Genomic DNA, 12,017 nt, shown 5'->3' with positions numbered 1-12,017 from the left:
GTGATCATATTGGGTTTATTTTGTTATTTTGGGTACAGCCTATCCGACTCCCGCTGAAAATCTAGCCTTTTTGTTTCACCCTCCATAAGGCGGTCCGCGCCAGGTGCCGGGACATGATGCGGCGGGCCGATGGACATGTCCCCCGAAACGCCGCCAGGCACAGGATTGATCGCGTTCAGCGGGACTTCACACAGCTCTTCAACGAGGCTGATTGGCTTGCAACCTGTTGTTATAAAAATTTTGTTGTAAGAACCCGCGCTGAAACCGAACCGAATGCTATTCAGTCCGGCAATTTCCAGGTCTGACGTTGCTGGAGATCGTCAGGCAGTCGCCTTGCCATCGCGCAGCTCGGGAAAGAACTCGGCTGCGATCCGCGCCGCGGGAAGTGCCGGGCTGATAAGGAAGCCCTGCATTTCCGTATATCCGGCTTCCTTGACCTGGCGGCGCTGGCTTTCGGTTTCAACGCCTTCAGCCGTCGCCATCATACCTAGGTTCTGGCTCAGGCTGGCGACCGCTTTCACGATAACATCGGCGTCCTCCTGGCTGGACAAATCGTTGATGAAGGAGCGGTCGATCTTGATCTTGTCGAAGGGGAAACTGCGCAAATAGCTCAGTGAGGAATAGCCGGTACCAAAATCGTCCATAGCGATGCGAACCCCCATATCGCGGAGTGCATGCAGTGTTTGCAGCGTCGAATCATTGTGTTGCAAGAGCACGTGCTCGGTTATTTCGAGTTCCAGACGCTGCGGTGCGATGTGTGACTTTGCCAGTGCGCTAAAGACGGACTGCACCAGATTCTCGCTGCGAAACTGCGCAGGCGACAGATTGACGGCAATCTTGGTGTGTGACGGCCATTTGGCGGCATCCATGCAAGCCCGGTTCACCACCCACTCGCCAAGCGGCACGATCAGCCCTATTTCCTCGGCAACGGGGATGAATTCAGCCGGCGAAACGTTACCACGGACAGGATGATGCCATCGCAGCAGCGCTTCGAAACCGGTAATTTCATTTGATTCAAGGTCGACGAGCGGCTGGTAATGCAGCTCGAATTCACTCTTCTTGAAGGCGGTGCGCAGATCGAGCTCAAGACTGCGTCGCGCCTGCATCCGGGCGTCCATCTCCGCTTCGAAAAAGCGGTAAATGCCGCGGCCGTCATTCTTGGCGCGATAGAGCGCCATATCGGCGTTCTTCAGCAGCTGATCGGGATCGGTTCCGTCCTGCGGCGCCACGGCGATGCCGACGCTCGTGCCGATGACAACCTGGTGGTTTTCCAGATCGAATGGCTCTGAAAGCACTTCGCAGATCCGGCGCGCCAACGACGTTGCGGCCTGCGGCTGATCGTCGGACACCTGCAGGATCGCAAACTCGTCGCCGCCAAGGCGCGCGATCGTGTCGGTCTCGCGCACACAGCTCCTGAGCCTTTCGGCAACTGCCTGCAGAAGTTTGTCGCCCATCGGGTGGCCGATCGTATCATTGACATTCTTGAAACGGTCGAGGTCGAGGCACATGATCGCAAAGCTCTTGTTCTTCGCAAGAGCCGGTGAAACCGTATCCACCCGCTCACGCAGAAAGGTCCGGTTCGGAAGGTTGGTCAGATCATCGTGATGGGCCATGTGGGCAAGACGTGCCTGGATGCGATGCAGCTCGGTCGTATCTTCATGCGTGGAAACCCAGCCGCCATTGGCCATTGGCTGGTGAGTGATGGCGACAGTACGATCGCCTGAAAGCGCCTGTATTCTCGTCAGCGGTTTTTGGGTCGCAATCATTTCGGTCCATTCGTGCAAATGCAGTTCAGGATCGATCTCGGCGTAGTCCCCGCGCTCAATACGGAAGCGGATAATGTCATCAAACAACGTGCCGGGTTCGGCAAAGCTTTCCGGCAGGTTGTATATTTCGACGAAGCGTTTGTTGCACACAAGCAACCTGCGGTCTTTGTCGAACATGCAAAGGCCCTGGGACATGTTGTCGAGCGCCGCATTGAACCGTTCGTTCTGCTCGGTCAGCTCCTGGTCACGCCTGATAAGCGCATCCTCGCTTTTCTTGCGCTCGGTGATGTCGGTATATGTCGTTACCATGCCTCCGCTTGGCACCGGCGTTCCATGGATTTCCATGACGGTACCGTCAGGGCGAACCCTTTCGAAATGGTGCGGCTGAAACTGCTTGGCAAGCTCGACACGCTCCCGCACCAGCTCGTCAATGTCGCCATCGCCGTATTCGCCACGCTCGGCGTTGTAGCGAATAAAGTTTTCGAATGACGCGCCGGGTTTTGCCAGTTCGGGCGGAAACTCAAGCAAATCGAGAAACCGTGCATTGAAAGCCACGACTTCAAGGTTGCTGTCGGCCATGCTGATGCCCTGGTCTATCGATTCCAGGATCACATTGAGATGTTCGGATTTCCGGTCGGCCGCGTCCTTCTGCCTGTGGAGCTCCGTCATATCGACATGTATGCCGATTGTGGAGCCGTCAGCGGTGCGTTTTTCGGAAGTGCGCAAAACACGCCCGTCGGCCAGCCGATGTTCGAAGGGTTCGCCCGGATTGCGGTGCCTCGTAAGGCGCCTTTGAACCCAGCTCGGGTCCAGCGACTTGTCGGCAACCGGACTGCTGGCGACGAATTCCCACAAAAGCCGCTCATAGCTGGTGCCAAGGGCGACCGAATTTTCGATGCCCGGAAAAAACCATTCCCTGAAAAGCGAATTGCAGGCAACAATGCGATCTTGCGCATCGCACATCAAAAAACCCGCAGGTATACTTTCAACAATATCCGTTAAACGGCATTCAAGCGGCGAATCCATCGAGATTCTCCCTTATTGCCAAATGCATTTTACCAATTCATGATTCAGAGAATTCAAACAGCCATCATGCCGTCTGACCCCGGATAACCCCGTCCCATCCCGGCCCCGAACGCAATATCAACGCGGGGACGCTATCAGCTTATTGCTTCCATTTGGTTGAGGCACATGGTTAACGGAAACTTGCCGAAGCGCTGTTTGCCTGCTCCACACGGCATCCACTGGAATGGCAGCGGCCATAATATCGATATTATCGATGCAAATTCGATATAGTCGCTATCGATAATTTTATTCTGGTATTTGTTGAGAATTTGCTATTCAAGGAGGATGGCACTCTAAATTCGCATCGCGATACACCTGTATCGTTTTGAACATGCAATTTCAGCAGCGCCTACTTTGTATATATTACGAAAAAATTATTATCTGGCGCGATGGAAGGTCCTTCTCACGAAGGGCCTTCTATGCGTGTCCGGCGGCACTTACGGCACAATAATCGTCGAACCGGTGGTTTCGCCGGCCTCGAAAGCTTTGTGCACATCGACGATTTCGGAAAGCGGCCGACGCTGGGTGATTTCGACCTTGATGGCGCCGGAGCCCACCAGTTCAAAGACCTTCGATGCCGAATGGACAAGGTCGTCGCGGGCCGAAACGTAATTGGCGAGCGTCGGACGGCAGAAATAGAGTGAGCCCTTGTGCTGCAGCAGACTTGGAGGCACCGGCGGCGCCTCGCCCGTTGTCGAGCCGAAAGACATGAAATAGCCGCGCGGCGCAAGCGAATCGATGGATGCTTCGAATGTCGCCTTGCCGACGGAATCGAAGACCACGCTGACTCCCCTGTCGTTGGTCAGCTCGCGAACGCGGCCTGCGATATCCTCGCTTTTTCGGTCGATCGCGTCAGCATAGCCGTTTTCAATCGCGTGGCGGACATTGTCCGGCCCCGAGGTAACGCCAATCATACGCGCGCCAATATGCCTGCCCCACTGGCCGGCAATGTGGCCGACGCCACCGGAAGCGGCATAAAACAACACATCCTCACCGGGCTTGACCGGATAGGCGCGGCACATGAGATATTCGACCGTCATGCCCTTCATCATCACAGCCGCCGCGGTCTCGTCATCGATGCCGTCCGGTATCTTGATGAGGCGGGCGGCGGGCACATTGCGGTGTCTGGCGTAGGCGCCGAGCACCGGTCCGTAGACCACACGGTCACCTTTTGCGAGATCGGATACGCCCTCGCCCACTTCCAAAACAACACCGGAAGCCTCCAGACCGAGACCCGACGGCAGGGCCAGCGGGTAGTGCCCGGATCGCTGATAGACATCCATATAGTTGAGCCCGATGGCCGTCTGTTCGATAAAAACTTCTCCAGGACCGGGCGGAGCGACCTCAACCTCGGTCAGTTCCATCACATCTGCCGGGCCCTGTTCGCTGATCAATACGGCGGTGGTTTTCATTTCAGTCTCCGAAAATTTGCTCAGTAATCCAATTGCCGATCCGCGGCGGCCGCTACGGCGTCGCATCGCCTCCATCGACGAGAATCAACTCCACTTCTCCCGCACCGTCGCGGCGATGGGCCGAGGCCTGCTGGTAGGCATCGGAACTCCAGCAGGCCTGCGCATCGTCCAGAGAGGGAAATTCTATGACGACAAAACGGTGAAATTTGTCCGGTCCTTCGAGAATGCGGAAATCACCGCCTCGCGCCATGACCTTGCCGCCGAATTCGGCAATGATGGCCGGCACTTCATCCGTGTAGCGCTTATAGGCAACCGGATCATTTATTCTGGAGCGGGCGACCCAATAGGCGGGCATGGTGGTTCCTCCGGTTCAAGTGTCTCAAAACAGCTGATTGGGCAGATAGTTGGCGATACCGGGAATGGCGACGATCGATACGATGCCAATCAGCATGATGATCCAGTAGGGGATCGAATAGCGGAATATCTCCCGCACCCCGACATCCGGATCCTCGATCGCGGCCTTAACCGTATAGACAAGCAGACCGAAGGGCGGTGTCAGGAGACCCGCCTCAATCGCCAGAATTCCGACAACGGCAAAGGATATGCGGTCAAAGCCTAGTGCCGCAGCAAGCGGCTCGAAGATCGGCACCGTCAAAAGCATGATCGAGATGGAATCGATCACCATACCGAGCAGGAACCAGACCAGCACCATCAGGGCCAGAATGACATAGGGCGAGAGCCCCGATTCCAGGAAGAAGCCCTGGATCGCCGAGGTCACACCGGTCATGGCGAGTGTCCGCGAATAGAGCGCGGCCATGAGCAGCAGAATCAAAATGGGTGCAGCCGTCTTGCCGACGGAGAAGATCGCCGCCAGCAACTGCTTTGTCCGCATGCCCTTGGCAAAGGCGAATAAAAGCGCCACCGCGGCACCGGCACCGGCGCCCTCCGTCGGGGTGAAAATACCGAACCAGATCCCGCCAAGGACGCCTGCCACAATAAAGCCGATACCGGCGAAGCTGCCGAGCACCTTGAGGCCGTCCGCTTCACGAGGCCGCTCCAGAGGCGGGATGTCGGCAGCATCGGCGTCGGTGCTGCGGTGTTCGCCGGTCGCCTCCGGCCACAGGACAGCGGTGGTGACGACGTAGATGAGAAACAGGGTTGCGAGCAGGAAGCCGGGCAGAATACCGGCCAGAAACAGCCTGCCGATGGATTGCTCGGTCAGGATGCCCCAGACAATCATCAGCACACTCGGTGGAATGAGCATGCCGAGACAGCTTGAACCGGCGATGGACCCGAGCGCGAAACCCTTGTGGTAGCCGAGCGCCTTCATCTCAGGGTAGGCAATGCGGGAAAAGGCGGCTGCCGAGGCGATGGATACGCCCGTTACAAAGGAAAAGATGGTATTGCCGATTACGGTCGCGACGGTCAGCCGTCCGGGCAATCGCCGCACACCCCGGTTGATCGCCGCGTAAATATCGGTAATCGCACCGGAGCGGGCAATAAACTCGCCCATCAGCATGAAGAGCGGAATGACCGCGAAGGTGAAGTCGCGCATTGCTTCTGCCGCAGTACTTGCCACCATCCTTTCGACGATCTGGAACTTGCCGGTGACAAGGTAGATACCGACAACGCTGGTGATGCCAAGCGCAATGGCGACATGCACGCTGGCAAGAACCAGCCCTAAAAGCATGACGATGATGACCACAACTGTATTGACGTCGAACATGGCGTGTCAGCACTTAAGGCCGGCATATAAAGGGCGGATTGCGGTCACAGGGTCAGGTCCTCCACATCGAGATCAAACAGTTCGATCACGGCCAAAAGCAGATAATTGACGACGGCAAGGGCGCTGCCGATCAAAATGGTAAAGCGGGCCGGCCAGACCGGCACCCGCAGCGCGCCTTCACCGTCGAACTCGCCATTGGCAAAGGAGCGCAGGGCCAGTTCGATGCCGCCATGGAACAGAATGGCGAAGAACAGCGCACCGAGCAGAAATCCGAATGCCGTCAGCGCACGCCGGGTTCCGGGTCCGAAAGCGTGAATGAGGAAATCAGCGCTCAGCATTGAACGGCTGCGGATTGCGAATCCGACCTGAAGGAAGACGATCATCACAACGGAGTTGGCGACGATCTCCTTGGTGCCTTGCAGCGGCAGGTTCATGGCGCGGAAGACAATATCGGCAAGGGCTATGAAACAAAGCACGAAGGCCCAGCTTGCCGCGAGGATCATCAGCAGCTTGGTGATGCGGTCATTAAGGCGAATGAGGACCATCGGCGGGTTCCGGCCAAGAAGGCGATTGTTTCGGGCGATGCCGGCAGGCGCAAGTCCATGCGGGTCCCCGCGCCTGCCGTTTTGTCACTTGATGTTGTAGCGCACCGGCCAGGTGTAGCCGTTGTTCTCCGCAGCCTCGAGGGTCAGCTTGAGAACTTCGGACGCCGGCAGGCCCTGAGCATCAAGCTCGGCAGCCATTTTCTGCGGCCATTCGGCGAGTGAATTGCCCCAGTCCTCGCGCACGGCCGGATCGATTTCCGTGACCGTTATGGTGTCGCGAAGGGTCTGGACGTCCTTGGCATAGCGCTCCTTGTTGACGATGCCGGTCTGCTCTTCATAGTCGGCGGCAACTTCAAGCAGGATTTCCTGAACATCCTTTGGCAGGCTGTTATAGGTATCCGTGTTGATCGTCAGGCCGTGCCAGGTGATCGAGCCGAAGCCGATCAGCGTGTAATAGGGACCGGGCTCGTAGAGCTTCAGATTGACCCATGCACTGGGAAACATGATCCAGCCTTCATAGACATGGGTCTTCATCTCCGTATAGGCGGTCGCCAGCGAGCTTTGCACCGGCGTCACGCCGCCATATTCTAGCCAGTTGAGATTGAGGCCGGCGCCGGCAATCTTCTGGCCTTTCAGATCCGCAAGCGTGTTCCACTCGAAGCTGGTGCCCAGATTGTAGCCGCCATCGGCAATTCGCGAGATCAGTTTCTGGTTGAACTTCTCCTCGAACACATTCTGCAGATAAGGCACCTTTTTATAGACATCCTGTGCCGTCTTGAGGCTGGTTGTCGGATCCATGGTTCCAAACGGCAGCATGACCTGGAACGCGTGAAGCGGCAGGTTCGACGGTTCGAAACAGAAGCAGAAACCGCCAATATCGATGATACCGTCCTGAACGCCTTCAAGCACTTCGGTCACTTTGACGATCGAGCCGGAATAGCCTTCGACAAATGTGATCGTATGGTCCGTGCGCTCTTCGACCCGTTTTTTCAGCTCGGGCTGGAAATAACTCTGCATCAGGCCGGCATAGACGACACCCGGCGGATGCCCTGATCCAATGCGCAAATTGATGTTGTCGGCCACGGCGGCTGTTGCGCCGAAACCCATCGCTGCTGCCAGCGCGGTGGCAAATGCTGTTGATTTCATGTCTACCTCCCTCAATTCCAAAATGGGACGGACAGTCCGGTCCCGGGTTTTCGGAAATCTGATTGCCGCCTAAGCGGATTTGCCGTTCTCCTTTGCGTTTCCTGTTGGTTTCCTGGTTTGAATTTGCGTCAAGCGGGCTCTTTCAGCCGCACATCACCGGGTATCGGCAGCGGCTCATTTGCGCTGTCCTTGAATTCCACTGTGGTGAAGAGAAGATCGGTATCGCCGATATTCATCACGGCATGGGTGAAGTCCTCGCCCTTGCCGAAGGTGAAATGCATCGTTTCACCCGGATAATGTACGACGTCCTGGATGCGGCCGTCATCATACCAGCCGCGTGCGCGCCCATGCGAATGGGCGGACCAGAAATAATCAAGCACATGGCGGTGGAAGTGGCATCTTTTACCGGGCGGCAGGTGCAGGTGCCATACGCGCACTCTGTCGGTCTCGGACACAAGAACAGAGCCGACGACGCCGTTGTTGCCGTGCTGCTCGATTTCGTCCTGCAGGTCCTGCGGCCAGTGGGCGCGCGGGTTGTCGCCTTCGCTTGGTTGCTCAATGATCTTGGTCTGGGCCATGGCCTTGTTCCTTTCTCCCGAAGCCCGCTAGGCGGCCGCTCGGCGGCGGCTCAAAATGCCGCTGCCCGGCTCAAGCGCCTCGAGGTCGTTCCGTAACTGCTGTTTCTGTTCGCCCGTCAACTGGATCTGCGGCGGAAAAACCGGCAGCCAGCTGTCATCGCCCGTGCGCCAGGCCTCGATCTGCTTGAGTGCTGCGCTGAGCGGATATTTCGAAATGGCAACGCGCACCGCCGTCAGCATGTCCTGAAGCTCGCCCGCTTCACCACCGCTTGTCGACAGGGTTGCCCGGGCCAGTGCCGCCGAGGCATTGGTCGTTGCCGAAATGACCCCGGCGCAGCCTTTTTCAAGCCCTTCAAGAAGGACGCCCTCATTCGACGGGAAGACATCGAAATCATCTGCCGCCGCGACGAACTCCAAAGTACCGGCGAAATCGCCGGAACTGTCCTTGAGACCGGCAATGACGGGACCGAATTCCTGTCTGAGCCTTTTTATGAGGCTGACGCTGATCGGCGTCATGGACATTTGCGGGAAATGGTAGAGATAGACCCGCAGCCGGTCGTTGCCGACCCGTTCGATCAGGCGCGCATAATAGGCAAAGAGGCCTTCATCCGGCACGTTCTTGAAATAAAACGGCGGCAGGACGAGCGCATTGAAAAATCCGGCGTCGACGGCTGCCCTTGTTGCGGCAACGGCGTCGCCGGCGGCGCACGAGCCTGTGCCAAATATCACTTCGGAGGATTTGAAGCCGGCCTCGGCAAAGATTTCTGGAAGCGCCGTGCGGAAAGCAAGCGGCAGCGAATTGCCTTCGCCTGTGGTGCCAAGCGGTGCAACGCCGTCGAGCCCCTGATCGATGTTCCAGCGACAGAATTCGGCCAGCTTTTTTGCATCCGGTTCGCCATCGGCACCTGCCGGCGTGAGGGATGCTGCGTAGACGCCCTTTTTTGCCCTTGCCATGTTCTACTCCGCCGCGTCCTGTTTTGCGCCGGCACCGCGTGCTCTGACCACGACCTTGATCGCATCCTCGACCCGTTCGCGTGCGTAGCGCAGCGCTTCGGGCAGATCGTCGAGCGCGAATGTGTGGGTATGAATCAGCGATGCGTCAAAGCGCTTTTCGGCCATGAACGCCATGGCACGGTGGGTGGCGCTGCGGCCCTCGCCGCGAATGCCGTAAAGATAGATATTGTTCTTGACCACATGCGGCAGATCGACCGTCGCGGGATCGTGCGGGAAGGCGGCAAGGCAGATCTTGCCGCCGCGGTTGGTCATGTGGATGGCATCGTTGATCGCAACCTCGGTTCCGGCGCATTCGACGACGTAGTCCGCGCCGCGCGCGCCGACGATCTGTTTGACCGCCTCGACACCGTCGGTGTCGCGCACATTGATGACATGATCGGCACCGAGTGCCTTGCCAATGGCAAGGCGCGCATCGCGCGTGCCGGTCAAAATGACGGGCGAAGCGCCGAGCGCCTTGGCGACCGCCACCGCCAGAAGGCCGATGGGGCCGGGACCCGTAACAACCACGCTCTCGCCGGCGACCAGACCGCCAAGTTCAGTCAGGCCGTACATCGACGTGCCTGCGGTTACGACAAGTGTGGCCTCCTCGTCGGACATGGTGTCCGGAACCCTGATCACCGTGTTGATGTTGTTGACCGCATATTCGGCAAAACCGCCATCGGTGGTAAAACCGTTGGCCCGGTGACCCTTGTCGACATCGCCGTAATTAAGGCCGTAGTTGTGGCAGGAGGTGTACATGCCCTGCCTGCAGCGCTTGCACTGACCGCAGCCGGCATGGATCTCCACCGTCACCCTGTCGCCAATCGCGAATTCGTCAACACCAGGCCCGAGCGCCGCGACCGTGCCCATATATTCGTGGCCGGGGGTGAAATTCTTGTTGAAGGGCGGTCCGCCCTCGATCAGCGCCGGTGTTCCGTAGTGGATGATTTCAAGATCGGTGGCACAGATCGCCACTGCATCGATACGCACGAGAATTTCAGCACGCTCCGGCAGCGGCACCGGCTTTTCGCTGAGGACGAGTTCGTCCGGATCGCCGAGAATCCACGCTTTCATGGTTTTCGGCAGCGGCATTTTGTCAGATGTTTTTATGGAGCTTTCGGCGGGCATTCATATTTCCAGTTCGGGGAGCGGGACGCATCCGCGGTCCCATTCAACGGTCTTGTTCGCAATGATACACAGCGCCAATCTTGAGTCAAATATTATCGATAATCGGTCAATGATAATCGAGAAAGTGGTCAATTTCATAGGGGAGAAAGGGGATTTCGCTTGGCTTTTTTCGCCAATCGTCTATATCGTGGAGCCGCCAAAACCGTTATTTTGCAGCCCACCCACGGGAGATTTTCGAAAAACTGAACGCCATGTCTCTTGCCCAGCCGCTCTCAAGAGCTTCCCTTTCCCAACAGATTAGAGACCGCCTTCTTAGCCGGATAATGACCGGCGCGTTGAAGCCAGGCGACCGGCTGATCGAGTTGAAGATCGCCAGCGAAATGGCAACCAGCCAGGCGCCGGTGCGCGAAGCCCTGCGCGAGCTGGAGGCCATGGGCGTCATCGAAACGCTGCGCAACAAGGGCGCGCGCGTGCGTGTCATCACCGATGAAGAGCTACGGCAGATCTATGATGTCCGCGCCCAGCTGGAGGGTTACGCCAGCGAACTTGCGGCGCTTTCGGGCACGGCCATAAAAGCCAGGTTGACGGCTTTAATCCGCGACATGAAAAAAGCCGCCCGCAAGGGCGATTCAGCTGCATTTGCCGATTACAACATGGAGTTTCATCGCGTCATTGTTGAAAACTCGGGCAATCAGGTGCTTCTTGGCATGTGGGAGACGCTGAACGTCAAAATGCGCACCATGGTCAATGTGGCGCGCAGCAGCCGCAATCTCCAGGAGCTTGCCGAGTCGCACGAGCCCATCGTCGACGCCATCGTTTCGGGTGACGGTGCGCGCGCACATGCCGTGGCTCGGACCCATGTTCTGGATAACAAACCGGTGGCGGCGAGCCAGGTTTAAGGCTGGTCGATCATGCGGCGTTTCGTGCAGTGGTTATAGAACCGAATTGTGTTGGCCTACAATAATGCTCTAAACTCGTTGCAATAACTAAAATTCCGGAAAAGAACACGCAGCATGATTGCCTACGTCACCGTCGGTGCTGATGACATCGCTCGCGCGAAGCGGTTTTACTCTGCGTTCCTGCCATCCCTTGACTACGAGCTGAAGGAGGGTCCTGAGGGCCTAAGCTACGCGCTACCTGTGCAACCGGGTCAGTCTGCCGCTCTGCCGGATTTCTACGTTAAACCAACCTTCGACGGACGTCCGGCCTCGGCTGGGAACGGTGTTATGATCGCCTTCGAGGCTCGCAGTCAAAAGCAGGTTCGTGACCTTCACTCCGCCGCGCTTGCCGCAGGCGGCTTTGACGAGGGCCAGCCGGGCTTCCGTGACGCGTATGGACCTCATTTTTATGTTGGCTACCTTCGCGACCCTCAAGGTAACAAGATCGCACTGTTTTCTAGCGATCCGGACGAACCCGGACGAGAGGGATAATGCGTGTCAAACGGGCAACGAAAGCGCATTGTTCGCATGCCAGACCTAGCGGCCGCGCAGCAAAAGCTCGTTTGCGGAGTGTGACATAACTGCCTCGTATTGCACCACCACAATCCTTGATCAAAACCAAAGCAGTTGTCGAAGGTTTTTCCACTTCCGTGATAGAAACCATTCGCAGCGTTGCAGAAGATCGGTAAGATGGGCTCAGTATTGCCATTCGGCAAAATT

11 protein-coding genes are annotated in these 12,017 nt (G+C 57.5%); 2 read left to right on the top strand and 9 right to left on the bottom strand.

Going from position 1 to position 12,017, the window contains the following annotated elements:
* Window positions 1-320: 320 nt before the first annotated feature.
* The 9 genes from ABVT35_RS20775 to ABVT35_RS20735 form a co-directional block, all read right to left on the bottom strand.
* On the bottom strand, window positions 321-2,792 hold the full coding sequence (locus ABVT35_RS20775) for a PAS-domain containing protein (protein ID WP_368469021.1): 2,472 nt from the start codon (window positions 2,790-2,792) through the stop codon (window positions 321-323).
* Between the two features lie 476 nt (window positions 2,793-3,268).
* Complete coding sequence (locus ABVT35_RS20770; RefSeq protein ID WP_368469020.1) at window positions 3,269-4,243, bottom strand: quinone oxidoreductase; 975 nt, start codon at window positions 4,241-4,243, stop codon at window positions 3,269-3,271.
* A gap of 52 nt (window positions 4,244-4,295) precedes the next feature.
* Entirely contained in the window at window positions 4,296-4,598 is a 303-nt protein-coding gene (locus ABVT35_RS20765) for a DUF1330 domain-containing protein (RefSeq protein ID WP_368469019.1), read from the bottom strand.
* Window positions 4,599-4,622: 24 nt separating this feature from the next.
* The gene (locus tag ABVT35_RS20760) at window positions 4,623-5,969 is read right to left on the bottom strand and encodes a TRAP transporter large permease (protein WP_368469017.1); all 1,347 of its coding nucleotides are present in this window, start codon (window positions 5,967-5,969) and stop codon (window positions 4,623-4,625) included.
* Window positions 5,970-6,013: 44 nt separating this feature from the next.
* Window positions 6,014-6,514, bottom strand: coding sequence for a TRAP transporter small permease (locus tag ABVT35_RS20755; protein ID WP_368469015.1), 501 nt, complete (start codon window positions 6,512-6,514; stop codon window positions 6,014-6,016).
* 84 nt (window positions 6,515-6,598) lie between these two features.
* Window positions 6,599-7,660, bottom strand: a complete 1,062-nt coding sequence (locus tag ABVT35_RS20750; RefSeq protein ID WP_368469014.1) for a C4-dicarboxylate TRAP transporter substrate-binding protein — start codon at window positions 7,658-7,660, stop codon at window positions 6,599-6,601.
* Window positions 7,661-7,788: 128 nt separating this feature from the next.
* On the bottom strand, window positions 7,789-8,238 hold the full coding sequence (locus tag ABVT35_RS20745) for a hypothetical protein (protein ID WP_368469012.1): 450 nt from the start codon (window positions 8,236-8,238) through the stop codon (window positions 7,789-7,791).
* 27 nt (window positions 8,239-8,265) lie between these two features.
* A complete protein-coding gene (locus ABVT35_RS20740; RefSeq protein ID WP_368469011.1) occupies window positions 8,266-9,192 on the bottom strand; it encodes a dihydrodipicolinate synthase family protein in 927 nt (308 codons plus the stop codon).
* A gap of 3 nt (window positions 9,193-9,195) precedes the next feature.
* Window positions 9,196-10,359 carry a zinc-binding dehydrogenase gene (locus ABVT35_RS20735; RefSeq protein WP_368469010.1) on the bottom strand — a complete coding sequence of 388 codons (1,164 nt, stop codon included), beginning with the start codon at window positions 10,357-10,359 and terminating at the stop codon, window positions 9,196-9,198.
* A 251-nt stretch (window positions 10,360-10,610) separates the two neighbouring features.
* Between ABVT35_RS20735 and ABVT35_RS20730 the strand changes: the two genes are divergently transcribed.
* Together ABVT35_RS20730 and ABVT35_RS20725 are read left to right on the top strand one after the other, a co-directional pair.
* Window positions 10,611-11,258, top strand: coding sequence for a GntR family transcriptional regulator (locus ABVT35_RS20730; protein WP_368469009.1), 648 nt, complete (start codon window positions 10,611-10,613; stop codon window positions 11,256-11,258).
* 114 nt (window positions 11,259-11,372) lie between these two features.
* A complete protein-coding gene (locus tag ABVT35_RS20725) occupies window positions 11,373-11,789 on the top strand; it encodes a VOC family protein (protein ID WP_368469008.1) in 417 nt (138 codons plus the stop codon).
* The last annotated feature ends 228 nt before the right edge of the window (window positions 11,790-12,017 follow it).

This window comes from Hoeflea sp. TYP-13, assembly GCF_040932035.1.
Taxonomy (GTDB): Bacteria; Pseudomonadota; Alphaproteobacteria; order Rhizobiales; family Rhizobiaceae; genus Hoeflea_A.
Note: the sequence above shows the minus strand (reverse complement) of the source record. Positions and strands in the feature narration are given on the sequence as shown.